The organism is Tardiphaga sp. 285_C5_N1_2 (assembly GCF_052076065.1).
Classification (GTDB): Bacteria; Pseudomonadota; Alphaproteobacteria; order Rhizobiales; family Xanthobacteraceae; genus Tardiphaga; species Tardiphaga robiniae.
Map to the genome: position 1 here is coordinate 3,133,294 of NZ_CP197241.1, position 24,723 is coordinate 3,158,016.

General features: G+C 61.8%; 20 protein-coding genes. 3 read left to right on the top strand and 17 right to left on the bottom strand.

Features of this window, described 5'->3' with window-relative positions; translation table 11 throughout:
* Positions 1-136 precede the first annotated feature (136 nt).
* On the top strand, positions 137-1,561 hold the full coding sequence (gene gltX, locus AB7951_RS14970; RefSeq protein ID WP_093758757.1) for a glutamate--tRNA ligase: 1,425 nt from the start codon (positions 137-139) through the stop codon (positions 1,559-1,561).
* A 154-nt stretch (positions 1,562-1,715) separates the two neighbouring features.
* Positions 1,716-3,020 (top strand): citrate synthase, encoded by a 1,305-nt coding sequence (gltA, locus tag AB7951_RS14975; protein WP_089264726.1) that lies wholly within the window; start codon positions 1,716-1,718, stop codon positions 3,018-3,020.
* 67 nt (positions 3,021-3,087) lie between these two features.
* On the opposite strand, the gene lpxB is transcribed toward gltA, so the two are convergent.
* The 15 genes from lpxB to dnaE form a co-directional block, all read right to left on the bottom strand.
* A complete protein-coding gene (lpxB, locus tag AB7951_RS14980) occupies positions 3,088-4,248 on the bottom strand; it encodes a lipid-A-disaccharide synthase (RefSeq protein WP_120289995.1) in 1,161 nt (386 codons plus the stop codon).
* Entirely contained in the window at positions 4,245-5,126 is an 882-nt protein-coding gene (locus AB7951_RS14985; protein ID WP_120289997.1) for an LpxI family protein, read from the bottom strand. Before AB7951_RS14985 ends, lpxB begins: the two co-directional genes overlap by 4 nt.
* Positions 5,127-5,149: 23 nt before the next feature.
* Positions 5,150-5,953, bottom strand: a complete 804-nt coding sequence (gene lpxA / locus AB7951_RS14990; protein WP_120289999.1) for an acyl-ACP--UDP-N-acetylglucosamine O-acyltransferase — start codon at positions 5,951-5,953, stop codon at positions 5,150-5,152.
* A gap of 191 nt (positions 5,954-6,144) precedes the next feature.
* On the bottom strand, positions 6,145-6,624 hold the full coding sequence (gene fabZ, locus AB7951_RS14995) for a 3-hydroxyacyl-ACP dehydratase FabZ (RefSeq protein ID WP_068730861.1): 480 nt from the start codon (positions 6,622-6,624) through the stop codon (positions 6,145-6,147).
* Positions 6,621-7,706, bottom strand: a complete 1,086-nt coding sequence (gene lpxD / locus AB7951_RS15000) for a UDP-3-O-(3-hydroxymyristoyl)glucosamine N-acyltransferase (protein WP_120290001.1) — start codon at positions 7,704-7,706, stop codon at positions 6,621-6,623. The genes fabZ and lpxD overlap by 4 nt, the downstream gene beginning before the upstream one ends.
* Positions 7,707-7,738: 32 nt before the next feature.
* Complete coding sequence (gene bamA, locus AB7951_RS15005) at positions 7,739-10,273, bottom strand: outer membrane protein assembly factor BamA (protein ID WP_120290003.1); 2,535 nt, start codon at positions 10,271-10,273, stop codon at positions 7,739-7,741.
* A gap of 173 nt (positions 10,274-10,446) precedes the next feature.
* Positions 10,447-11,598, bottom strand: a complete 1,152-nt coding sequence (rseP, locus tag AB7951_RS15010; protein ID WP_120290005.1) for an RIP metalloprotease RseP — start codon at positions 11,596-11,598, stop codon at positions 10,447-10,449.
* Positions 11,599-11,641: 43 nt separating this feature from the next.
* Entirely contained in the window at positions 11,642-12,865 is a 1,224-nt protein-coding gene (dxr, locus tag AB7951_RS15015; RefSeq protein WP_120290007.1) for a 1-deoxy-D-xylulose-5-phosphate reductoisomerase, read from the bottom strand.
* A 4-nt stretch (positions 12,866-12,869) separates the two neighbouring features.
* Positions 12,870-13,580: a phosphatidate cytidylyltransferase gene (locus tag AB7951_RS15020; RefSeq protein WP_439062645.1), complete on the bottom strand. Its 711-nt coding sequence runs from the start codon at positions 13,578-13,580 to the stop codon at positions 12,870-12,872.
* A 5-nt stretch (positions 13,581-13,585) separates the two neighbouring features.
* Complete coding sequence (locus AB7951_RS15025; RefSeq protein ID WP_120290009.1) at positions 13,586-14,341, bottom strand: isoprenyl transferase; 756 nt, start codon at positions 14,339-14,341, stop codon at positions 13,586-13,588.
* A gap of 90 nt (positions 14,342-14,431) precedes the next feature.
* Positions 14,432-14,989: a ribosome recycling factor gene (gene frr, locus AB7951_RS15030; protein WP_374725665.1), complete on the bottom strand. Its 558-nt coding sequence runs from the start codon at positions 14,987-14,989 to the stop codon at positions 14,432-14,434.
* Between the two features lie 70 nt (positions 14,990-15,059).
* Positions 15,060-15,776 carry a UMP kinase gene (gene pyrH, locus AB7951_RS15035; RefSeq protein ID WP_068730867.1) on the bottom strand — a complete coding sequence of 239 codons (717 nt, stop codon included), beginning with the start codon at positions 15,774-15,776 and terminating at the stop codon, positions 15,060-15,062.
* A 67-nt stretch (positions 15,777-15,843) separates the two neighbouring features.
* Positions 15,844-16,767, bottom strand: coding sequence for a translation elongation factor Ts (gene tsf / locus AB7951_RS15040; protein ID WP_093758766.1), 924 nt, complete (start codon positions 16,765-16,767; stop codon positions 15,844-15,846).
* A 200-nt stretch (positions 16,768-16,967) separates the two neighbouring features.
* On the bottom strand, positions 16,968-17,960 hold the full coding sequence (locus AB7951_RS15045) for a 30S ribosomal protein S2 (protein ID WP_068730869.1): 993 nt from the start codon (positions 17,958-17,960) through the stop codon (positions 16,968-16,970).
* A gap of 200 nt (positions 17,961-18,160) precedes the next feature.
* Positions 18,161-21,643 (bottom strand): DNA polymerase III subunit alpha, encoded by a 3,483-nt coding sequence (gene dnaE / locus AB7951_RS15050; RefSeq protein WP_120290011.1) that lies wholly within the window; start codon positions 21,641-21,643, stop codon positions 18,161-18,163.
* 694 nt (positions 21,644-22,337) lie between these two features.
* Here dnaE and AB7951_RS15055 point away from each other — a divergent pair.
* On the top strand, positions 22,338-22,637 hold the full coding sequence (locus AB7951_RS15055; RefSeq protein ID WP_120290013.1) for a DUF3551 domain-containing protein: 300 nt from the start codon (positions 22,338-22,340) through the stop codon (positions 22,635-22,637).
* A gap of 59 nt (positions 22,638-22,696) precedes the next feature.
* Here the strand turns inward: AB7951_RS15055 and AB7951_RS15060 are convergent, their stop codons facing one another.
* Complete coding sequence (locus tag AB7951_RS15060) at positions 22,697-23,395, bottom strand: ABC transporter ATP-binding protein (RefSeq protein WP_068730961.1); 699 nt, start codon at positions 23,393-23,395, stop codon at positions 22,697-22,699.
* 9 nt (positions 23,396-23,404) lie between these two features.
* Positions 23,405-24,685: a lipoprotein-releasing ABC transporter permease subunit gene (locus AB7951_RS15065; RefSeq protein ID WP_068730873.1), complete on the bottom strand. Its 1,281-nt coding sequence runs from the start codon at positions 24,683-24,685 to the stop codon at positions 23,405-23,407.
* Between the last annotated feature and the right edge of the window lie 38 nt (positions 24,686-24,723).

Here is a 24,723-nt window from a genome sequence, read left to right on the forward strand (position 1 = left end):
GGGCCGGGTCCCGCGAAAGGGCCTTTTCCGATGCGGTTCCGGCCCCAAATCCGCGTTTATTCGCCGTGAGACAGCGCCCTGTCGTTGTGATAAACGCCCGCCAACACTCACACCGAACTCGATCGAACCCGCTGATATGACCGCTCCCGTCGTTACCCGTTTCGCCCCCTCGCCGACCGGCTTCCTCCATATCGGCGGTGGACGCACCGCGCTGTTCAACTGGCTCTATGCCAAAAAGACCGGCGGCAAGATGCTGCTGCGGATCGAGGATACGGACCGCGAGCGTTCAACGGATGCCGCGATCGACGCCATTATCGACGGGTTGAAGTGGCTGGGCATCGAATGGGATGGCGACACCGTCTTCCAGTTTGCCCGTGCCGGCCGGCACCGCGAAGTCGCCGAACAGCTGCTGGCCGAGGGCAAGGCGTATTACTGCTATGCCTCGGCCGAGGAGCTGCAGCAGATGCGCGAGACCGCCCGCGCCGAGGGCAAGTCCAAGCTCTATAACGGGCTGTGGCGCGACCGTGATCCGTCGGATCCGCGCCCCGACGTCAAACCGACGATCCGCCTGAAGGCGCCGCTCACCGGCGAGACCGTGATCGAGGATCAGGTACAGGGCCGCGTGGTCTGGCAGAACGAGAATCTCGACGACCTCGTGCTGCTGCGTGGCGACGGCAATCCGACCTACATGCTCGCCGTGGTGGTCGATGACCATGACATGGGCGTGACCCATGTCATCCGCGGCGACGACCACCTGATCAACGCCGCCCGCCAGAAGCAGATCTACGACGCGCTCGGCTGGACCGTGCCCAGCATGTCGCATATTCCGCTGATCCACGGACCCGATGGTTCGAAACTCTCGAAGCGCCACGGTGCGCTCGGCGTCGAGGCCTATCGCGCGCTGGGTTATGTGCCGGCCGCCCTGCGGAATTACCTGGTGCGGCTCGGCTGGAGCCATGGCGATCAGGAAATCTTCTCGACCCAGGAGATGATCGACGCCTTCGACCTGTCGGGGATCGGCCGTTCCGCCGCGCGCTTCGATTTCGCCAAGCTCGAAAATCTCAACGGTCACTACATCCGTCACACCGACGATCAATCCCTCGTGACCATGTTCGAGGACGTGCTGAATTACGTGCCCGGCGGCGCCGAACTGAAGGCGAAGCTCAACGACACCACGCGCGCCCAGCTGTTGCGCGCCATGCCCGGCCTGAAGGAACGCGCCAAGACGCTGATCGAACTGATCGACGGCGCCAATTTCATCTTTGCCGATCGCCCACTGGCGATGGAGCCGAAGGCGCAGGCCGCGCTGACGCCGGAAACCCGTGTGCTGATCGGCAAGTTGCGCACGGCACTAGAAGCCGTCACCGACTGGACCGCAGCAAATGCCGAAGCTGCTACCCGCGCCTTTGCCGAGGAAGCTGGCATCAAGCTTGGCGGGGTCGCGCAACCGCTTCGCGTGGCGCTGACCGGCAAGACCACATCGCCCGGCATTTTCGATGTTCTGGCGGTATTGGGACGGCAGGAATGCCTGGACCGGCTCGCCGATCAGGCATCTATTTAGCATAGCTGTAGGCTGCTTTTGCCCGCCTTGCAGCGCACACAGCAATACGCTACGCATTCTGGCGAATGCTCTGGAATTCCCGGCTAGCCTCCCCATTTCTCCTGAAATGTCGGTGGCTTGCCGGCCCCTCAACGATCTCATCGGGGACCACGCGATGGACGCAAAAACCAATACCAAATCCGCAACGCTGACAGTCGACGGCAAGAGCTTCGAACTGCCGATCCACAGCGGGACCGTCGGCCCTGATGTCATCGACATCGGCAAGCTCTACGCCCAGTCCGGGATGTTCACCTACGATCCCGGCTTCACCTCGACGGGCAGCTGCCAGTCCAAGATCACCTATATCGATGGCGATGCCGGTATCCTCGAGTACCGCGGCTACCCCATCGAGCAGCTCGCCGAGAAGGGGGACTTCCTCGAGACCTGCTATCTGCTGCTGTACGGGGAACTCCCGACCAAGGCGCAGAAGGCAAAGTTCGACGCATTGGTCACGAACCACACCATGGTTCACGACCAGATGAGCCGCTTTTTCCAGGGCTTCCGCCGCGACGCGCATCCGATGGCCGTGATGGTCGCGTCGGTTGGTGCCCTCGCCGCTTTCTACCACGACTCAACTGATATCAACGATCCGAAGCAGCGCGACATCGCGTCGATCCGCATGATCGCCAAGATCCCGACGCTCGCGGCGATGGCCTACAAGTACACGATCGGTCAGCCCTTCGTGTATCCGACCAACTCGCTCGACTTCGCAGCGAACTTCATGAAGATGTGCTTCGCCGTGCCGTGCGAGGAGTACAAGGTCAATCCGGTGCTCGCCAAGGCGCTGGACAAGATCTTCACGCTGCACGCTGACCACGAGCAGAACGCATCGACCTCAACGGTCCGCATCGCCGGCTCGTCGGGCGCCAATCCGTTCGCCTGCATCGCCGCCGGCATCGCCTGCCTGTGGGGACCGGCGCATGGCGGCGCCAACGAAGCCGCATTGCAGATGCTCGCCGAGATCGGCACCGTCGACAAGATTCCGGAATTCATCGCCAAGGTGAAGGACAAGAACTCCAGCGTCCGCCTGATGGGCTTCGGTCACCGCGTCTACAAGAACTACGATCCGCGTGCCAAGCTGATGCAGCAGGCATGCCACGAAGTTCTCAAGGAAACCGGTCACGGTGGCGACGAGATGCTCGCCGTTGCCATGGAGCTCGAGAAGATCGCGCTGTCGGACCAGTACTTCATCGACCGCAAGCTATATCCGAATGTCGATTTCTATTCGGGCATCACGCTGAAGGCGATGGGCTTCCCGACCTCGATGTTCACCGTGCTGTTCGCCGTTGCCCGCACCGTCGGCTGGATCAGCCAGTGGAGCGAGATGATCGGCGATCCGCAGCAGAAAATCGGACGTCCGCGCCAGCTCTACACGGGTGCTGCCCGCCGCGACTACGTGGATATCGCCAAGCGCGCCTAAGACCTTGTTTCGCAGAGTGCGAAAATCAAAACGGCGGATCGCAAGATCCGCCGTTTTCTTGTTCAAGCTACCCCTGATCCTCGCGCATCGTCGCGAGCACGACGTCGGCAGCGGCGTCACTCGGCGACATCCGTCCAACGCCCATGATGCCATCCAGTCGTGCCAAGGCTTCGATCTGACGCTGCCGCATCGGTGTATGTGCCAGCACCTCCTGCAACGACGCCGCGAGCTTTTCCGGCGTACAGTCTTGCTGGATGAACTCCGGAATGACGTTTTCGCCGATCACCAGATTGGCGAGGATGACCGACGACGATGTGATGCGGCGGCGGATGATCCAAGCCTCGACGCTGCCGGCCTTGTAGGCGGTGACCATCGGCACGCCCGACAATGCAAGCTCCAACGTCACCGTCCCCGACTTGGCAAAGGCCGCATGCGCGATGCGGAACGCGGCGCGCTTCTCTGTTTCGCCCACGACGATCCGCGGCTGTACCGGCCACGCCTTGAGCGCTTCGGCGATGACCTCGACGAGATGCGGCATGGTCGGCAGGATCAGTTCGAATTGCGTGCCCTGCTTTTGCAGCAGATCGAGCGTCGCGCCGAACGTTGCCATGTGATGACGGATCTCGCTGCGACGGCTACCCGGCAGCACCAGCAACACCGGCGGCTTCGTTTCACGACGCGCCTGCTCTTCCGCATTGGGACGCAGCGCATCGATCTGCTCGATCAGGGGATGACCGACATAGGTGCATGGCGGTCCGCCGAGCCGCTGATGGGCCTCCGGCTCGAACGGCAGCAGCGCCAGCACATGGTCGACATAAGCGCGCATCGCCTTCGCGCGCCCCGGCCGCCACGCCCACACCGTTGGCGACACATAGTTGACGACGGGAATGGAGGGATCGCGCTGGCGCACACGCTTGGCGACGCGATGGGTGAAGTCCGGGCTGTCGATGATGACCAGCACGTCGGGTCTGGCCCGCAAGACGTCCTCGGTCGCGCGCGTGATGAGCTTCAGGATCGACGGTAATTTCCGGACGACCGCGGCCAGGCCGATGATAGAAAGCTCTTCGATAGGAAACAGTGACTGCAGACCTTCACGTGCCATCGACGAACCGCCGACGCCTTCGAAGCGTACATCGTCGCCGAGCCGCTGGCGCAACACCTTCATCAGCGCGGAGCCGAGACGGTCGCCGGATTCTTCTGTGGCGATGAGATAGATCGTCTTCGTCACGTCGGAAGTCCCGTCACGAAAAGACCTGCGGCATCGGCGGCGACAATCATCTGCTGCGGTTCGGCGACGATCGTATTGCCTGCGACGATGGCGACGCCGGCGAGCTTCGCGGCCGCAGCCCGCTCGATGGTCCGCGGCCCCAATGTCGGCAGATCGAAACGCAGATCCTGACCGCTCTTCGGCGCCTTCACCAGCACACCTCGTCCTGCCTTGGCGCGAATACGTCCCTGCTCACGCAAGAGCGCCACGCGTGCCAGCAATCCATCGGTGCCTTCGATATCTTCGATTCCCACCACATGGCCGTCGATCACCACGGTCGCCTGGCCGATATCGAACGGGCTCAAGGCGCGCAGGACGTCGCGCCCACGCGCGATATCGGCTTCAGCATCTTGATCCGGTACGGCACGCGTCACGCTGCCTTCCGGCATCAGCACATCGGACGCGACGTCCTTGATCCCCAGCAGACGAAAACCTTCATGCTCGAACAGGCGGCTGATACTCGTCAGCAAATGATCGTCACCGCCGCGAAACGCGCGAAACACTTTCGGCATTACGCGAAGCGTTGCCCAGTCCAGCCTGATCTCGGAGATTGCCGGCCGCACCAGCGTGCCGATGAACGTGAGATCCCGGCAATTTTCGCTGCGCATCAGCTTCAGCAAACGGCCAAACTGGCCGATGGGAATCCAGTGGTGCTGAAATCGCGCCACCAGCGCCGGATCGCAGAAGCCCTTCAGCGCGAACACGACAGGCTTGATGCCACGTGCCTGCAGCGAGTCCGCGACCGCGAAGGGCAGCGAGCCGCCGCCGGCGATGATGCCGAACGGCGAGCCTATCGGCGGATGTAATTGCGGGTGCTGTATTTGAGCCTGGTCAGTCATGCTTCGCCCCGCGATACCCGAATTCAGGAACTGCTCTTGCTATCCTCGGGCAGGCACAGCGCGCGGTGCTTGGCGCCGGCGATGAATGTCAGGATTTCTGCAATCGCCGGATCGTCATTCGCCAAGGGCTGCACGCGCTCGAGCCGCTCGGCAAAGACGCCGGGGCCATGGAACAGCTTTTGATAGAACGAGCGCACGGCGGCGACGCGCTCCTTGGTGAACTTGCGGCGCTTCATGCCGATGATGTTGAGGCCTTCCAGCGCCGCATACTGACCATTCACAAGCCCGAACGGGATGATGTCACCGCGCACGCCGCAGATGCCGCCGACCATGACCTGGGAGCCAATGCGGGTGAACTGGTGCACGGCCGACAGCCCGCCCATGAAAACGAAATCGCCGATCTCGCAATGACCGCCAAGCGTCGCCGAGGTCGCGAAGATCACGTCGTTGCCGACGTGACAGTCATGGCCGACATGGGCGCAGTTCATGAAGTAGCCGCGATCGCCCACCGACGTAATGCCGCCACCGGCGACAGTGCCCGCATTCATGGTCACGGACTCGCGGATGGTACAGCCATTGCCGATGGTCAGCCTGGTCAGTTCTCCCTTGTAGCTGAGCGACTGCGGGGGCGTGCCTAATGACGCGAACGGATAGATTGTGCAGTTCTCGCCGATGCTCGTCTGCGCCGTCACGTTGACATGCGACAGCAGCTTTGTGCCTGCACCGATCGTGACATGCGGTCCGATAATGCAGAAGGGTCCGATTTCGGCGCCCTCGCCAATGACAGCACCATCCTCGATCCGCGCCGTCGGGTCGATCTTGCTCATCGAAACAGTCCAATCCCAGCCATCAAGCTGCCTACAAATATCTAGGTTTTTCCGTTGGTTAACGTGGGTTCCCGAGCCTGTCCAGTGACGTCTGATTGCGATCTGTTACGACACGTCTCATACCATGACTTACAAACGCATGATGCCATCGAGGTCTTCGATGGCATCATGCGCGTTCAGGTAGGTGCCAATCAGTCTGTCAGCATTGCACCGACATCGGCCTCGGCGACGACCTTGCCATTTACCTTGGCGTCGCCATGGAACCACCACATCGCCTTTTTCCGGCCGATCAGGTGCAGATGATATTCGATCGTATCGCCAGGCATCACCGGCTTGCGAAACTTGCACTTGTCGATGGTGAGGAAATACACCGCACGCGGCTTCTCGGTGCCTTCGACGGACGAGATGCCGATCACGCCCGCTGTCTGAGCCATGCCTTCGATCATCAACACGCCGGGATAGACCGGGCGATCAGGAAAATGCCCGAGGAATGCCGGCTCGTTGATCGTGACGTTCTTGATACCAATGCCGCTGAAGTCCTTGCGGATGTTGACGACACGATCGATCAGAAGAAACGGATAGCGATGCGGAAGGGTCTTGAGGATGGTGTTGATGTCGACCGTCTCGATGATGATCGGCGATGCGCCATCGCTTGGTAAATCCTGGCTCATTCCCGCCCCTCGTCTTTCGTATCCTGCGTCGTCGCATCCGTTCCCGGCATGCTCTCGCGGGCGAGTTTCTCAACCGCGAGGATCTCGCGGAACCATTGCTTGGTCGGCCGGGCAAAGATGCCACCCCACCGCGCGCGCGGCGGAATGCTGTCTTTCACTCCGGCCATTGCCGCGACCTGCGCGCCATCGCCAATCGTAATGTGATTGTTGAGGCCCACCATGGCGCCCAGCGCGACGTTGTCGCCGATGGTCAGGCTGCCTGCAAGGCCACATTTCGCAGCGATCACACAGTGCCGTCCAATTGTCACATTGTGGCCGATCTGGACCTGATTGTCGATTTTGGTCCCCTCGCCAATCACGGTATCGCGCAGGCTGCCGCGGTCGATGGTGGTGCCGGCACCGATCTCGACGTCGTTCTGGATCAGGACACGGCCGGTCTGCGGGACCTTGATGTGCTCGTCCCGGCCGAACACGAAGCCAAAGCCGTCCTGGCCGAACTTGCAGCCGGGATGAACGAGTACGTTGTTGCCGATCAGTGTGAACTGCAGCGTGCTGCCAGCGCCGATATTGCAGTCGCGTCCGATCTTGACCCCGGCGGCGATCACCGCGCCAGAACCGATGATGGTGCCGGAACCGATCTCCACATCCGGGCCGATCACGGCCAGCGGATCCACCGTAACGTCATCTTCGAGCTGAGCAGTGGGATGGATGACGGCGGATGCGGCGATGCCAGTAATGTCAAAGCCGGAGACCGGACGCAGCGTATCCGCGTGCAGCTCGCGCGCCAATTCCACGAAGGCTGCGAACGGCCGCTTGGCGCGCAGCACCGTTACGTGAGCCGGAATATCGCCCTTGAAGCTCTCGCTCACCAGGCAGGCACCGGCCTTGGTGTGGGTTAGCTGGTCGATGTAGCGGAGATTTTCGAAGAAGGTCAGGTGATGGGGGCCAGCCTCATCGAGCGAGGCTACGCCAGTCACGATCTGGTCGGCCCGCGTCGGGTCGACCAGTCGCGCCTTCGTTGACGCGGCTATTTCAGCCAGCGTCAACGACGGCGATTGCTTGAAGAACGTCGGCAGAACCATTCCACCCGTCGCGGTCCGGCCGGAGATCAAACTCAGAACGAAGTTCCGCCGCCGAACTTGAACTGCTGCACGCGATCATAGGCGCCCTTGGTGATCGGCACTGCGTAATCGAAGCGCAGCGGACCAAACGGCGACTGCCAGATCAGGCCCACACCGACCGACGACCGCACGACATTGCCGTCGTCATAGGTCATGCCAGCGCAGTTACCGACCGAAGTCCGGCTAGCAGCCACACAACCGGCAGCGTTGACTTCGCCAGTCTGAGCCCAGCTCGTCGGTCCCTGATAATCCCAGAGGCCGCCAGCATCGGCATAGACCGCACCCTTGATGCCAACTTCCTTCGGCAGGAACCAGAACGGCATCTGCAATTCAGCCGAAGCGCCCCAATACTTCGTGCCGCCGAGTGCGTCACCGTAGGATCCCAGCGCAACGTAGCTGATGTCACGCGGACCGATACCGTTCTGCGCGAAACCACGCACCAGGTTCGGACCCATCTGGAAGTGATCCAGCATGCGGATGTCTTCGCCGACCTTGTTCAGCATGCCACCCTGGACACGCAGCAAACCAACGATGTCGGCCACAAGCGGGGTGTAATACTTCGCATCGACGGTGGTCTTCAGGTAAGTCACGTCGCCGCCGACGCCAGCGTAGTCCTGCTTGAACTCCAGGAACAGACCGTCGGTCGGGTTCTTGTTGTTGTCGAGGGTGTTGTAGTTCAGCGTGTAGCCGAGCGCCGAGGTCAGCGTCTTGCCGCTGGCCAGTTCGCGGCGAACCGGCAGCGACGACTCGCCATCTGCATAACAGCCCCAGTTGCCGGAACCTGTTTCGGCGAAGCCAAGGCCAAACAACGAATTCAGATAGCCAGGCGTGTTGGTTGCAGTCGGGCTGCCCGGAAGATTGTTACAATTCGCGAGCGTGCTCGGCAGCGAAATCTGCTGCTGATAGATCGAGTAGCGCAGCTGCAGCGCGAGATCTTCACGCAGCTGGAAGCCGAGACGCGGGCTAAAGCCTAGCGTCTTGGTGTTGTACGAAATGTAGCTGTTGGACAGCTGCTCGCGCTGATAGAAATCGAGGCCAAGGGCCACGCGGTAGTCGAGCAGGTAAGGCTCGACGAAGGACAGCGAGTAGCCACGGGCATACTGGCCATACTGGACCGACGCCTTGGCAAACAGGCCACGACCGAGGAAGTTACGTTCCGAGACGCTGACTTCGCCGAGTGCACCGTCGGTGGTCGAGTAACCACCCGAGACCGAGAAGTCGCCGGTGGATTTTTCTTCCAGATCGACAACCAGGATCACGCGATCGCTGGATGAACCAGGCTCGGTCGTCACCTTCACGCTCTTGAAGAAGTCGAGGTTCTTCAGGCGGCGCTCGGCACGATCGACCAGCGCACGATTATAGGCGTCGCCTTCTGCGAGATCGAATTCGCGACGGATGACATAGTCACGGGTACGCGTGTTGCCGCGCACATTGATGCGCTCGATATAGACGCGCGGGCCCTCTTCCACCGTGAAGCCGATGGTGACGGTGTGAGATTCGAAATTGCGATCGCCACGCGGACGCACGACGGCAAAGGCGTAGCCGCGGCGGGACATTTCGATCTGCATTTCCTCGACCGACTTCTCCAGCGCTTCCGCGTTGTAAAGCGAGCCGACGCCAACGCGCGAGAAGCTGCGCAGCGAGTTCGGATCGAACTGCGGAATGGTGGACGAGAAGTCGACCGACGACACGCGGTACTGCTGGCCTTCTTCGATCTTGAAGGTGACCAGGAAGCCCTTCTGGTTCGGGTCGTATTCGGTGAGCGCGGCAACGACCTGAACGTCGGCGAAGCCGTTCTTTAGGTAATAGCGGCGGATCAGGTCGCGATCGGCTTCGATGCGGTCCGGATCATAGATGTCGCCCGAAGCCAGGAAGCTCAGGAGGTTCGATTCACGGGTCTTGATGACGTCCTTGAGGCGGTAGGACGAGTAATAGTTGTTGCCGATGAACTGGATCGACTTCACGCCGGTCTTCGCGCCTTCGTTGATCGTGAAGATCAGGTCGACGCGGTTGTTCGGCTGCTCGATGAATTCCGGAACGACGCTGACGTCATAACGGCCAGAGCGACGATAGATTTCGGAGATGCGCTGCGCGTCTGCCTGCACCATCGGGCGCGACAGCGTCCCGCGCGGCTTCGACTGCACTTCGGCGTTCAGCTGGTCGTCCTTGACCTTCTTGTTACCTTCGAAGGCGACGCGGCCAATGACCGGGTTTTCGACGACGCTGACGACCAGACGGCCACCGGCCTGATTGATCTTCACATCCTGGAACAGGCCGGTCTCGATGAGCGACTTGAGGCCGTCATCAATGGTGCCCTGATCCAATCGGCCGCTCGGGCCGGGACGGAAATAGGAGCGGATGGTCTCCACATCCACGCGACGATTGCCTTCAACAACAATCGAAGCGGCGGTCTGAGCCACGGCAGTCGAAGAAACGAGCGCAGCAGTCGCTGTAACGGCGACCGGCATGGCGACCAAGATCGAAGCAGCAAGAAGGCCGCCTCGGAAACCCCGCAAACCAAAAATCATGCGCAAAGCGCCCTTATCATTCCATCGCCAGCCCGCACCCCTACGGTCTGACAGAATCCCTTTAGTGGCCCAGCTTGTAGCCAATTTTACCTGACTGGCAAACGACCTTTCGCGCTGCAATTCTAATTTCATTCCAAGACGTTGCCCATCGGCCACGTTACCCCCAGCCTCGATCATGACGAAGCCAGGTGAAGAATGTCATTATAGGTCGCAAATACCATCAACATCAGCACTAAACCGAGGCCAATGCGGAAGCCCATCTCTTGTGCGCGCTCCGACAGCGGACGCCCGCGAACGGCTTCGACGACATAGAACAAAAGATGACCGCCATCGAGAAGCGGCACTGGAAACAGGTTGAGAAGGCCGATCGAGATCGACAGAACCGCCGCCAGGTGAATCAGGGCGGTCAGGCCGATTGTCGCCACCTGCCCCGAGATCTGGGCGATTCGCATCGGACCACCGATCTGGTCGGCCGCCTCGCGTCCGGTGAACACACCGCCGATATAGGCAATGGTGCGGTCCACGACGAACCAGGTTTCCTTGACGCCCAGCACGAAAGCGGTCGCCGGATTGACCCGCTCGGTGGTCGCTTCGCCAACCGCTGTCGCGCGGGTAATGCCGAGGACGCCGAGACGATGGACGTTGCCGAAGCTGTCTTTGACTTCGCGAAGTTCTGGCGTGCCCTTCAGCTCAACCGTGGCTTCGCCGCGCTTGACGCTGAAGGCCAGCTGCTCGCCGGCCTTGGTGCCGACGATGCGCTGCATGTCGGAGAAACTGCCAATGACCTTGCCATCGATGGCCTTGATGATGTCGCCCGACTGGAACCCGGCCTTCTCGGCCGCGCTGCCAGCCTGAATGCTGTCGACCTTGGCGGTCGTGCTCGGCTTGCCAAAGAATGTGAACAGACAGGTGAAAATGACGATCGCGAGGATGAAATTGGCGATCGGACCAGCAGCCACGATGGCCGCACGCTGGCCAACCCGCTTGTGGTGGAAGCTGCCCTTGCGCTCATCCGCCGTCATGCCTTCCAGCGCGGTGCTTGAGGGGGTCGAGGCTTCGCTCTCGTCGCCGAAGAACTTCACGTAGCCGCCAAGCGGAATCGCGGAAATCTTCCAGCGCGTGCCATGGCGATCGTTAAAGCCGGCGAGTTCAGGACCGAAGCCGAGCGAGAACGTCAGGACCTTAACGCCGTTCCAGCGTGCGACCAGGAAGTGGCCGAGTTCGTGGAAGAACACCACGATCGTCAGGACAAACAGAAAGGGGATGATATAGCCGATAAAGCCGTGGCTCAACGTATTGAAACTATGTTGGAAAAACTCAAGCATCCCGATCCCCTAACGCGAGGCCAAAGGCCCCGTCCCCAATGCTCTAGGATGCCTTTGCGGCAATTTGAGGCAAGAGGGTGGCAGCCATTTTTCTCGCTTTATGGTCAACAGCGATGGCGTCATCCGCCGATGACAACGGCGCCAGATTCCCTGCCCGCACCCATTCATTCATGGTGGCTTCGACCAGCCGTGCAATGGCGCCAAAGCGGATCTTCTGGGCGGTGAAGGCAGCCACGGCGATCTCGTTGGCCGCGTTGTAGACGGTGGTCGCGCCGCTGCCGGTGCGCAGCGCGTCATAGGCCAGCTTCAGGCCAGGGAAGCGCGCGTAATCCGGTGCCTCGAAGGTCAGCGACCCGATCTTGGCAAGGTCGAGCGGCGGCGCCCGGCCCGGGATGCGGTCCGGCCAACCCAGGCAATGTGCGATCGGCGTGCGCATGTCGGGCGAACCGAGCTGCGCCATGACAGAATAATCGCGGAACTCCACCATGCCGTGAATGATCGACTGCGGATGTACCAATACATCGATCTCGTCCGGCGCCAGCGCGAACAGATAGGACGCCTCGATCACTTCGAGGCCCTTGTTCATCATTGATGCGGAATCGATGGTAATCTTCTGCCCCATCGACCAGTTCGGATGTTTCAGCGCCTGCGCCAGCGTTGCCTGCTCGATATCGGCGGCAGCCCAGGTGCGGAACGGTCCGCCCGAGGCGGTGATGATGACGCGGGTCAGTTCCTCGCGGCTGCCGGAGGCCAGCGCCTGGAACAGCGCATTGTGCTCACTGTCCGCCGGCAGGATGCAGGCGCCCGCCTTGGCGGCGCGATCCATGAAGAAATCGCCGGCGCAAACGAGGCATTCCTTGTTGGCCAGTGCAACCGTTGCACCGCGATCAACGGCGGCGAGCGCAGGCTTCAAGCCGGCGGCGCCCGACACGGCGGCCATCAGCCAGTCGGCCGGCCGCTCGGCGGCCTCGACGATGGCGCTATCCCCTGCCCCGCTGGCGATGCCGGTGCCGGCGAGTGCCGCGCGGAGTTCGTCCAACTTGGATTCATCAGCGACGGCCACAAAGCGCGCGTTGAATTCCTTGGCCAGCTTGACCACGCCTTCGACGTTGCCGTTAGCCGTCAAAGCCTCCACCTGGTACCGCTCGGGCGAGGCTCGTAGCAAATCCATGGTGCTGTCGCCGATCGAACCGGTCGCACCGAGGACAGTGATGCTGCGCAGACTGGACGCGGCGGGCTTGTTATTTCGCAGGGGAACAGCGCTCATCAAATCACCAAACCATAAGACCGCGGCCGACGCCATCTGCGCCGCCGCGTAAAAGACCGATCACCGCGGCAGCAACCACCGCGAATACATAGCCGTCGAGGCGATCCAGCAGACCGCCATGGCCAGGAATGATCTGGCCGGAATCCTTGACGCCGAATTTGCGCTTCACTGCGGACTCGAAGAGATCACCAAGTTGCGACAGCACCGTCAGCACGGTTGCGATCATGAGCAGCGGCAGCAGGCTGCCCAAACCATTCATGGCAAAACCGGCAGCCACAGCGAGGCTGAGAACAAAACCGCCGATAGCGCCGGCCCATGTCTTCTTCGGACTGACGCGCGGCCACAGTTTCGGGCCGCCGATGCCGCGCCCGGCGAAATAGCCGCCGATATCGGTCATCCAGACCACCAACAGAATGAACATCAGGGCCGAGAAGCCCCAGACGGGATCGAGGCGCACGACAATGGACGCCGCAAACGCAGCCAAGGCATAGACGACGCCGAGCCCGATCCAGCCGACATGATTGCCGACAATGGCCCGCCATTCCAGGAAGAGACCAACCGACACCAGCGTCACGAGGCCGAACCACAGCCAGCCACCGGTATAGGCGGCGAGAATCGCGACGGGGATCAGTACCAGCGCGGCCAGGATGCGCATCAAGAGATTGCGCAGCCCCCGGTCATCCGCCCGCTTCGGCGTGCTGTCGTCCTGGGTCACGCCGGTCACGAACCGGTTTTCGCGGCGAGACCGCCGAAACGCCGCTCGCGGCGGGCATATTCGGCAATGGCGCTTTCCAGCGCGGCCTTGTCGAAATCCGGCCAGTGGATCGGCACGAATACGAACTCGCTATAGGCAGCCTGCCACATCAGGAAGTTCGATAGCCGCTGTTCACCCGACGTGCGGATGATCAGGTCCGGGTCCGGAATATCAGGCGCGTCGAGATACTGGCCGAGCGTATCGACATTGATGCTTTCGGGCGTCCGCTTGCCCTCGGCAACCTCGCGCGCAAGGCGCTGCGCTGCCGTGGCGATCTCGTGCCGCGAGCCGTAGTTGAAGGCGACCACGAGATTGAGCTGGGTGTTGCCCCGCGTCAGGTCCTCGGCCTCTTTCAGCAATGACGCGATATCGGAATCGAGACCCTGGCGCTCTCCGATCACGCGTACGCGCACGCCGTCACGATGCAGCGTGGCAAGATCGTTGCGGATGAAGCGACGCAGTAGGCCAAATAGATCGCTGATCTCGGATGCGGGCCGCGACCAGTTCTCGGAGCTGAACGAGAAGATCGTCAAATATTGGATGCCGAGTTCGTTGGATGCCCGCACCACACGGCGAAGTGCCTCGACGCCGCGGCGATGGCCCTCGGCGCGCGGAAGCCCCCGCGCTGCAGCCCAGCGCCCATTGCCGTCCATGATGATCGCGACATGCAAAGGCCTGGATCGGTCCGATCCATCATCTGCGGGCGCGGCGGCATTCGACATCGATTAAAATCCCCAGCCTATGGTCCGGCACATATGTGACCAATTTGCGGACCATACGCTTTTCAACAGCTTAAAAGCGGCTTCTGACGCTTAAACCGTCATGATTTCCTTTTCCTTAGCCGCCAGCAACTGATCGATTTCAGCGATTATGCTGTCCGTGACCTTCTGCACTTCGGTATCGTGGCGCTTCTGGTCGTCCTCGGAAATCTCGTGAGCCTTCTCGAGCTTCTTGATGATGTCGAGACCGTCGCGGCGGACGTGGCGCACGGCGACCTTGGCTGCCTCGGCATATTTATGCGCGACCTTCACGAGTTCCTTGCGGCGCTCGGTGTTCAATTCGGGAATGCGTAGCCGCAGAATCTGGCCTTCGGTTGCCGGGCTAAGGCCGAGATTGGAATCGACGATCGCCTTTTCCACCGCCTTGACCATCGACTTGTCCCAAACCTGCACCGACAGCAGGCGCGGCTCGGGAACGCTGACGGTCGCAACCTGGTTCAGCGGCATGTGGCTGCCATAGGCTTCCACCTGGACCGGCTCCAGCATCGAGGCTGCCGCACGTCCGGTGCGCAAGCCGCCAAGCTCATGCTTCAGCGACTGGGTCGAGCCCTGCATACGGCGCTTGAGGTCGTTGATGTCGAATGGGGCCATGGTGGCCATGCAGCTCTCCCTTGTATCCTGCTGGTGCGAAGCGGGTATGGCGCTCCGAACCCGTCTAAAATCAGCCCGCGACGATGGTGCCGCGGCCAGTACCAGTCAAAATGGCGCCGATCGAACCCGGTTCGGCGATCGAGAACACAATGATAGGCAGCGAGGTCTCGCGGGCAAGCGCGAAAGCCGTCGCATCCATGACTTTGTAGTTCCCCTCCACCGCCTGCGAATGGCTGAGACGCTCGAAGCGCGTCGCGTTAGGATCCTTCTTTGGATCGGCGCTGTACACGCCGTCCACATTGGTCGCCTTCAGCACGGCCGATGCGCCGATCTCGGCAGCGCGCAACACTGCGGTCGTGTCGGTGGTGAAGAACGGATTGCCGGTACCGCCGGCCAGCAGCACGATCCGGCCCTCGGACAGGTATTTGTGTGCGGCAGCACGTGTGAAGAGTTCGCAGACCTGCGGCATCACCATCGCCGACAGCGTGCGGGCCGGCACGGCGTGGCGCTCGATCGCAGCTTCCAGTGCCAGGCAGTTCATAACGGTAGCGAGCATGCCCATGCTATCGCCGGTCGGGCGCGACACACCACGCGAGGAGACTTCGACGCCGCGGAAAATATTGCCGCCACCGACGACGACCGCGACTTCGACACCAAGTTTCTGGGCTGCAATGAGATCGACGGCGATGCGGTCGATGGTCGGCTGATCGATACCGAATGACTGGCCTCCGGCGAAAGACTCACCCGAGACCTTGATCACGACGCGACGATAGAGCGGCTCACCCATGATGCGATCGCTTCCTTTCGAGGCGGCAGCTCCCGGCGTAGATCGCCGGGAGGTATTCCAATTCGTCTTACTTCTGGCCGCTGGCGGCGGCAACTTCGGCAGCGAAGTCCGAAGTCTGCTTTTCGATGCCTTCGCCGAGCGCGTAGCGCACAAAGCCAGCGAGCTTGATCGGCGCGCCAACCTTGCCTTCGGCTTCCTTGACGGCCTGCGCCACCGACTTACCGGTGTCGTGGATGAAGGCCTGATCCAGCAGGCAGACTTCCTTGTAATAGGTCTTCAGGCCGTTCTCGACGATCTTCTCAATCATCGCATCCGGCTTGCCCTGCTGGCGATACTTGTCCGCCATCACTTCCTTCTCGCGAGCAACGACGGCCGGATCGAGGCCGGCGGAGTCCAGCGCCTGCGGATTGGCAGCAGCGACATGCATCGCGATCTGTTTGCCGAGGGTGGCGAGCTCGTCAGCCTTGCCGGTGGATTCCAGCGCGACGATGATGCCCATCTTGCCGAGACCTTCGATCACGGCGTTATGCACGTAGCTCGACACGACGCCGGCCGAGACTTCCAGCGTCGCGGCGCGGCGCAGGGTCATGTTTTCGCCGATGGTGGCGATGGCCTCGGTGATCGCGGTCTCGACAGTGACGTCGCCAACCTTGTGCGCCTTGATGGCCTCAACATCGGAGCCGACCTTGAGCGCGACCTGGGCGATCATCTTGACCAGGCCCTGGAACTGATCGTTGCGCGCGACGAAGTCGGTCTCGGAATTGACTTCGACCACGACGCCCTTGTTGCCGGCAGTGAGAACGCCGATCAGGCCTTCGGCCGCGACGCGGTCAGCCTTCTTGGCGGCCTTGGACAGGCCCTTCGCGCGCAGCCAGTCGATTGACGCCTGCATGTCGCCGTCATTGGCAGCCAGTGCGTTCTTGCAATCCATCATGCCGACGCCGGTGGTTTCGCGGAGGTCCTTGACCATCGCTGCAGTAATCGTTGCCATCGTTGAACCCTTTGCCTGTCAGGGCGCCTGCGAGCCAGCCGGTGCTGGTCAATCGCGTTACGCCGCAGGAACTATCATCGAGAGAAGTGTAGAGATGGAAAGTGCGGCCGGGATGACGGCCGCACAATAGTTTCTTGGCTGTCGCATCGGCATGATTTTGTCCGGAACCGGGACACCGGTTCCGGGATCACGCCTGCGCGTTACTCAGCTTCCGCCGTCAGACCCTTGGCCTGGGCGACCCAGCCGTCGGCACGGGCCGGAAGACCAACTTCTTCGCCAATCTTGTGGGCGGTGTCGTGATCGAGTTCGGCCAGCTGCCAGTAGTGGAAGATGCCGAGGTCGTTGAACTTCTTCTCGATCGCACCGGATACGCCGGTGAGCTTCTTGAGATCGTCGGCGGTGCCGCGCGGACCGGCCAGGCCCTGGAAGCCTGCTTCCGGAGCCGGGATGGCCTCAGCCACCGGGGCAGCCGACGCACCGATATCGAAGCCCGAGTCGCCCTGGGCACGCGAGATGCCGTCGATGACAGCGCGTGCGATCAGATCGCAATACAGCGACAGCGCACGGCCGGCGTCGTCGTTGCCCGGGACCACATAGGTGATGCCCTTCGGATCCGAGTTGGTGTCGACGATCGCCGCGACAGGGATACCCAGACGCTGGGCTTCCTGGATCGCGATGTCTTCCTTGTTGGTGTCGATCACGAAGATCAGGTCGGGCAGACCGCCCATGTCCTTGATGCCGCCCAGCGAGCGATCGAGCTTGTCGCGCTCGCGCTGCAGCGTCAGACGCTCCTTCTTGGTGTAGGCCGACGCGTCGCCGGAGTTCAGCACTTCGTCGAGGTGACGCAGACGCTTGATCGAACCGGAGATGGTCTTCCAGTTGGTCAGGGTGCCACCGAGCCAGCGCGAATTGACGAAGTACATCGCCGAGCGCTTCGCAGCTTCGGCAACGACGTCCTGCGCCTGGCGCTTGGTGCCGACGAACAGGATGCGGCCGCCCTTGGCGACGGTGTCGCTCACAGCCTTCAGCGCGGTGTGCAGCAACGGCACGGTCTGCGCGAGGTCGATGATGTGGATGTTGTTGCGTGCGCCGAAGATGTAATTCGCCATCTTCGGATTCCAGCGATGCGACTGGTGGCCAAAGTGGACGCCAGCTTCGAGCAGTTGACGCATAGAAAATTCGGGTAGTGCCATAGTATCAATTCTCCGGTTGTTTCCTCCGGAAGCGTGTGAGCAAACGAGCGTTCGGGCAGAGGATCTGCCGTGCAGCCCGGATGCCACCGGACGGCGATTAAGCCATGCTTCCGTGTGAGATGGGCCGGCTTATAGCCGGATTCCCGGGATAAGCAAGGAAATCCGGCGGCTTCGGCCGGTTTACCGCGCGGGTTGCCAGCTCAAAGCGTTTCGACCATTTCCACCCCGGAAACCGCCTTGATGGCGCCGGCGATCTGCGGGGACACCTGGAACCGGCCTTCGAGCTTGAATTCGACCTCAGTTTGCAGGTCGAGGCGAAGGATCAGCGAGACGTCGCCTCCGCCGGCGGCATTGCTCGGCTGCGGTTGGAGGCGTTTTACCAGCGAATCCAGTGCCTTGGTGTCCTTCATGGTCACCCTGAGCCCCTTCTGGGTCTTGGCAGCGGCGGCATCCAGAGGTTCCGCGTGGAGAACCCGGGCCCGAACGTCCTCGCCCTGGAGTTCGGCACCGAGTTGCAGCAGCACCGCGGTACCCGGTTCCAGCACGTCGCGGTATTGGGCAAGCCCTTCGGAGAACAGCACCGCCTCGAAATGGCCGGTCGGGTCGGACAGACCCATGATGCCCATCTTGTTGCCGGTTTTGGTCCGCCGCTCCATGCGGGACACGACGGTAGCCGCGACCCTGCCCGCCGTAGCGCCGGTTTTGACGGCTCGGCAGAACTCGGCCCAGCTCTGCACTCGCAGCCGCTTCAGGGCGGTGGCGTAATCGTCAAGCGGATGGCCGGACAGGAAGAAGCCAATAGCGTCGTATTCCTTGCGCAGCTTCTCCGCCGCTAGCCAGTTGTCGATCTGCGGTAGCATGATGGTCGGCGCATCGGCCGCGCCGCCAAACATGTTTCCCTGACCGATTGTCGTATCCACGTGGGCGCTCTGGCAGGCGGCCAAAATAGCATCCGCGCCGCCATGCACGCGGGCACGATGTGGATCGAGCGTATCGAAGGCGCCGGCCGCAGCGAGCGTTTCGATGATGCGCTTGTTGACGGCGCGTGGGCTCACGCGCGACGCAAAGTCGGCAAGCGACGTGAACAAACCATTCTTGTTGCGCTCGGCGACGATCAGCTCGACGGCGCCAGCGCCGACGCCTTTCAACGCGGCCAGCGCATAATAGATCGTGTTGTCGCTGACCTCGAAGGTGACGCCCGAACGATTGATGTTCGGCGCCTCGACCTTGATACTGAGCCGCTGCGCCTCGGCGCGAAATTCCGACAGCTTGTCGGTGTTGCCCATGTCGAGCGTCATCGACGCCGCAATGAACTCCACCGGATAATGCGCCTTCATATAGGCGGTGTGATACGACACCAGCGCATAGGCCGCCGCGTGGCTCTTGTTGAAGCCATAGTCGGCGAATTTTGCCAGCAGATCGAAGATCGTATCGGCCTGCCCCTTCGGCACGCCGTTCTTGACAGAGCCTGCAACGAAGATCTCGCGCTGCTTTTCCATTTCGGCGCGGATCTTCTTGCCCATTGCCCGGCGCAGCAGGTCGGCGTCACCGAGCGAATAGCCGGCCATGACCTGCGCGATCTGCATCACCTGTTCCTGATAGATGATGACGCCGAAGGTTTCCTTCAGGATCGGCTCGATGATCGGATGCAGATATTCCGGCTCTTCATCGCCATGCTTGCGCGCGCAATAGGTCGGGATGTTCGCCATCGGGCCCGGACGATACAACGCGACCAGCGCGATGATGTCCTCGAAACGGTCGGGCCGCATGTCCACAAGCGCGCGCCGCATACCCTGGCTTTCCACCTGGAATACGCCGACCACTTCACCGCGCGCCAGCATTTCGTAGCTCTTGGCGTCGGTAATCGGCGTGGTCGCAAGATTGACGTCAATATTGCGCTGCTTGAGCAGCTTCACGGCGACGTCGAGCACCGTCAGCGTCTTCAGGCCGAGGAAGTCGAACTTCACGAGACCTGCGGGCTCGACCCATTTCATGTTGAACTGGGTGACCGGCATGTCCGACTTCGGATCGCGATACATCGGCACGAGCTGCGACAGCGGCCGGTCGCCAATCACGATGCCTGCGGCGTGGGTCGAAGCGTGGCGCGTCAGGCCCTCGAGACGCTGCGCAATATCGAAAGCCTTGGCGACGATCGGATCCTCGTCGCGGAGCGCCTGCAGTTTCGGCTCGCCCTCGATCGCGGCTGCAAGTGTCACTGGCGCGGCCGGATTTTGCGGCACCAGCTTGGTCAGCTTGTCGACTTGGCCATAGGGCATCTGCAGCACACGGCCGACGTCGCGCAACACGCCGCGCGCCTGCAGCGTACCGAAGGTGATGATCTGCGCGACCTGATCGCGGCCGTAGCGCTGCTGCACATAGGAGATCACCTCGCCGCGACGATCCTGGCAGAAGTCGATGTCGAAGTCCGGCATCGAGACGCGTTCCGGATTGAGGAAGCGTTCGAACAGAAGATTGAACTGCAAGGGATCGAGATCGGTGATGGTCAACACCCAGGCGACCAGCGAGCCCGCGCCCGAACCGCGGCCCGGCCCCACCGGAATGCCCTGTGCCTTCGCCCATTTGATGAAGTCAGACACGATCAGGAAGTAACCCGCATAGTTCATGCGGGAGATGACGTTAAGTTCGAAGTCGAGCCGAGCGTGGTATTCCTCCTCGCTCTTGCCCTGTGACACGCCGTGGATCTCGAGACGCTTGCGCAGGCCCTCCTCGGCCTGACGGCGCAACTCGTCGGATTCCTCCTGGGCCGCACCTTCGGCGTTGCTGCCGGCGCCGACCGTGAAGCGCGGCAGGATCGGCTTGCGCGTCTTTGGCCGGAACGAGCAGCGCTCGGCGATTTCGACGGTTGACGCCAATGCCTCGGGGATGTCGGCAAACAGAACTGCCATTTCGGCGCGGGTCTTGAAGCGATGATCGGTGGTAAGCTGCTCGCGGTCCGTCTCGGCAATGATCCTGCCACCGGCGATGCATAGCAGCGCATCATGGGCCTCATAGTCATCCGCGGCGGCAAAATACGGCTCGTTCGTTGCCACCAACGGCAGGCCCTTGGCGTAAGCCAAGTCTATCAAACCGGCTTCGGCGCGGCGCTCCTTCTCGGCGCCATGACGCTGCAGTTCGATATAGAGTCGATCGCCGAATAGCGACGCGAGCCGGTCGCAACGCGCAGCGGCAAGCGCGGATTGATCGGCGAGCAGCGCCTGATTGATCGGACCGTCCGGACCGCCACTCAACGCGATCAGGTCTTCCGTTTCCTCCAGCAGCCAGTCCAGCTTGATGTGGGGCGCATGATTGACCGGGGTTTCCAGAAACGCGCGCGAGTTGAGTTTCATCAGGCTCTGATAGCCGCGCTCCTTGGCAGCCAGCAGCACAATGCGCGGCATCACGGCGTTCAGCGCATTTCGGGCGTTCGGATCCTGGTCACCGAAATCGATGGCGACCTCGCAGCCGGTGATCGGCTGGATGCCGTAGCCCACCAGCTTCTCGGAGAATTCCAGCGCGCCAAACATGTTGTCGCTGTCGGTCAGCGCCAGCGCTGGCTGATGGTCGGCCTTGGCCAGCTCCGCCAGTTTCTGGATCTTGATCGAGCCCTTCAGCAGCGAATAGGCCGAATGCACGTGCAGATGGACAAATCCGGCATTCGACGCGGCGGCGGGCTTCTGACTCATGGCGTGGGGCGTTCCGGACTTTGCAGCGCCCGATCTGGGCAGTCATCGACACTGGGGATCGCGGCAGCCTGTTCAGGCCGACTCGCTACCCCATGGTGATGCCTGCCCCCGGCCAAGTCCATGTGAAACCCGCTCGGGCCCGGAAGCGTCCCCGCATTCCCTAGGGAATGCTTGTCATTCCCCGGGAGCGTTCCCGTATCCACCGGAGAGTGCTTCCCCGGTGTTCCGGCGCCAGCTTCGCAGCCAGCGTCCGGGAGCAGGATCACAGCTGGGGGATCAGTTGCGCCCAAACCGCAATCATGCCGACGAACAGAACGATCGATGCCAGTGCAGCGGCTTCTTCAACAAAGGTCTTCAACATGGTGGCCTCCGTGATATCTGGAACATATGAAGAACATTGTTCTCATTCTGTTCCTGAGTCAAGCAGCCGATCCGGGCGCGTCGCGCCTCATATTCCGAATGGTTAAGATGGCGAGCCGGCACGCTTTGCGCCCAGCGAGCCAATTCCCTCCTCGCCGGGAATCACTTGCGCCGTATCGCGTCGCCTGTGCCAAACAAGCCCTGTTACGGCATGTTTCCGGCGCCAGATGCGGAGCGGAATCCGGCTTTGTGAGTTGACGAATACCTCTCGGACCGGCTTTGTGCCGGTCAGAGATCACATGCAGCCGGCCATCTGAGTCGGCAGGAGAATTCGATGCGCGCAGCCCTGCTTGCTCTGGTCGCCCTCGGCGCCCTCTCGGCCCTCACCGTCTCGCCCGCCGCAGCACAGCGCACCGATCCCGGCCCGTTCTCGTTCAATACGCCGAGCGGTTATCCGTTCTGCATGCGCTCGCTCTATGACGACGACGACTGCAGCTACCGCACCTATGCGCAGTGCGCCGCGACGGCATCGGGCATCGGCCTGACCTGCTTCGCCAATCCAGCGCTGGCCTATGCGCAGACCTACGCGCCGCAGCAGCCGCGCGTAAAGCGCAAGCGTAAGAACAGCTACTGAGCGATGGCGCCGTCCGCGGCGCCTCGCTTTTTCTCTCTCAACTGAAACGAGTGGCGGGGTCAGTCGAGTTCGACGACCTTGCCGTTTTCCAGCGACACCCGCCGATCCATACGGCCAGCCAGTTCCATGTTGTGGGTCGCTATCAACATCGCCACCTTGGTCGCCTTCACCAGCTGCATCAGCGCCTTGAAGACATGATCCGCGGTGTGCGGATCGAGATTGCCCGTCGGCTCATCCGCAAATAGCACGCGCGGCGCATTGGCTACCGCGCGGGCAATAGCAACGCGCTGCTGCTCGCCGCCCGACAACTCCGCCGGGCGATGGGTGATGCGTTCGGCCAGACCCAGATAGGCCAGGATTTCCTTGGCGCGGGCAACCGTCTCGGAGCGCTTCAGGCCGCGGATCATCTGCGGCAGCATGACGTTTTCCAGCGCGGTGAATTCCGGCAGCAACCGATGTGACTGGTAGACGAACCCGATATCGGTGCGGCGGATCTGGGTGCGCTCGGTGTCCGACAGGCCCGAGGTCGCGGTGCCGCCAACATAGACCTCGCCGTCATCCGGGCTCTCGAGCAGGCCGGCAATATGCAGCAGCGTCGACTTGCCCGAGCCGGACGGCGCCACCAGCGCGACCGACTGCCCCGCCCACAATGCCAGCTTGGCATTGTCGAGAATGGTCAGAACGCTTTCGCCCTGAGTGTATTGCCGCTTGATGTCGTGGAGATAGACCACCGGTACATCATCTGCCCCTTGCGCCATATCAGTCACTCACTCGTATCTTAGCGCATCGACGGGATCGAGGCGCGCGGCGCGCCACGACGGGTAGAGGGTAGCCAGGAACGACAGCGTCAGCGCCATGATCACGACCGCGCTGGTCTCACCCACGTCGACCTCGGCCGGCAGCTTGGACAGGAAATACAGTTCCGGCGAGAACAGCTCAGTGGATGTCATCCACGAGATGAATTGCCGGATCGTCTCGATGTTGAAGCAGACCAGTAGTCCAACGAAGAAGCCGACCAGCGTCCCGACCACGCCGATCGCAGCACCCGTGATCAGGAACACCCGCATGATCGAGCCTTGAGAGGCGCCCATGGTGCGCAGGATCGCGATGTCGCTGCCCTTGTCCTTCACCAGCATGATCAGGCCGGAGACGATGTTCAGCGCCGCCACCAGTACGATCAGCGTCAGGATCAGGAACATGACGTTGCGCTCGACCTGCAGCGCATTGAAGAAGGTCGAGTTGCGCTGCCGCCAATCGACGATGAAGATCGGCCGCCCGGCCGCCTCGGTCACGAGTTTGCGATACTCGTCGATCCTGTCGGGATTGTTGGTGTAGACCTCGATCGAGGTCACGTCAGAGGGGCGATTGAAGTAAGTCTGCGCCTCGGCCAATGGCATGAACACGAAGGTCGAGTCATATTCCGACATGCCGATCTCGAAGACAGCAGCAACCTTGTAGGGCTTGATGCGCGGCGTCGTGCCCATCGGGGTCACCGCCCCCTTCGGCGAGATCAACGTGATCATGTCGCCGGCATGGATCGAGAGCTGATCTGCCAGCCGCCGACCGATCGCCACACCCTGCCCGTCATCGAAGCCTTCGAGCGTGCCCTGCTTGATGTTCTTGGCGATCGACGTGAGGTTATTGAGATCGCCAGAGCGAATACCGCGGATAAAGATGCCGGCCGCACCGAACGCGGATGATCCCAATCCCTGGCCATCCACGACCGGCGCCGCGAGACGAATGCCATTCACGCCGCTGATGCGGTCGGCGACATCCTTCCAGTCGGTCAGAGGACTTTCCAGCGGCTGCACCAGCAGATGCCCGTTGAGACCCAGGATCTTGTCGAGCAGCTCCTTGCGGAAGCCGTTCATCACGGCCATCACGATGATCAGCGTGGCAACGCCGAGCATGATGCCGAGGAACGAGAAGCCGGCAATGACGGAGATGAATCCTTCTTTACGGCGCGCGCGGAGATAGCGTCCGGACAGCAGCCATTCGAAGGCGGCGAAGGGTGGGGTTCGAACTGGCTCGCTCATGGCATCATCCATCGCCCGACTCCCATACGAATCGGGCTTATTCTAGCCGC

Excerpts from the sequence above, each read along its gene's own strand:
- gltX (WP_093758757.1), top strand. The coding sequence starts at position 137 with ATGACCGCTCCCGTCGTTACCCGTTTCGCCCCCTCGCCGACCGGCTTC.
- gltA (WP_089264726.1), top strand. The coding sequence starts at position 1,716 with ATGGACGCAAAAACCAATACCAAATCCGCAACGCTGACAGTCGACGGC.
- AB7951_RS14985 (WP_120289997.1), bottom strand. The coding sequence starts at position 5,126 with ATGACTGACCAGGCTCAAATACAGCACCCGCAATTACATCCGCCGATA.
- lpxA (WP_120289999.1), bottom strand. The coding sequence starts at position 5,953 with ATGAGCAAGATCGACCCGACGGCGCGGATCGAGGATGGTGCTGTCATT.
- fabZ (WP_068730861.1), bottom strand. The coding sequence starts at position 6,624 with ATGAGCCAGGATTTACCAAGCGATGGCGCATCGCCGATCATCATCGAG.
- lpxD (WP_120290001.1), bottom strand. The coding sequence starts at position 7,706 with ATGGTTCTGCCGACGTTCTTCAAGCAATCGCCGTCGTTGACGCTGGCT.
- bamA (WP_120290003.1), bottom strand. The coding sequence starts at position 10,273 with ATGATTTTTGGTTTGCGGGGTTTCCGAGGCGGCCTTCTTGCTGCTTCG.
- rseP (WP_120290005.1), bottom strand. The coding sequence starts at position 11,598 with ATGCTTGAGTTTTTCCAACATAGTTTCAATACGTTGAGCCACGGCTTT.
- dxr (WP_120290007.1), bottom strand. The coding sequence starts at position 12,865 with ATGAGCGCTGTTCCCCTGCGAAATAACAAGCCCGCCGCGTCCAGTCTG.
- AB7951_RS15025 (WP_120290009.1), bottom strand. The coding sequence starts at position 14,341 with ATGTCGAATGCCGCCGCGCCCGCAGATGATGGATCGGACCGATCCAGG.
- frr (WP_374725665.1), bottom strand. The coding sequence starts at position 14,989 with ATGGCCCCATTCGACATCAACGACCTCAAGCGCCGTATGCAGGGCTCG.
- pyrH (WP_068730867.1), bottom strand. The coding sequence starts at position 15,776 with ATGGGTGAGCCGCTCTATCGTCGCGTCGTGATCAAGGTCTCGGGTGAG.
- tsf (WP_093758766.1), bottom strand. The coding sequence starts at position 16,767 with ATGGCAACGATTACTGCAGCGATGGTCAAGGACCTCCGCGAAACCACC.
- AB7951_RS15045 (WP_068730869.1), bottom strand. The coding sequence starts at position 17,960 with ATGGCACTACCCGAATTTTCTATGCGTCAACTGCTCGAAGCTGGCGTC.
- dnaE (WP_120290011.1), bottom strand. The coding sequence starts at position 21,643 with ATGAGTCAGAAGCCCGCCGCCGCGTCGAATGCCGGATTTGTCCATCTG.
- AB7951_RS15055 (WP_120290013.1), top strand. The coding sequence starts at position 22,338 with ATGCGCGCAGCCCTGCTTGCTCTGGTCGCCCTCGGCGCCCTCTCGGCC.
- AB7951_RS15060 (WP_068730961.1), bottom strand. The coding sequence starts at position 23,395 with ATGGCGCAAGGGGCAGATGATGTACCGGTGGTCTATCTCCACGACATC.
- AB7951_RS15065 (WP_068730873.1), bottom strand. The coding sequence starts at position 24,685 with ATGGATGATGCCATGAGCGAGCCAGTTCGAACCCCACCCTTCGCCGCC.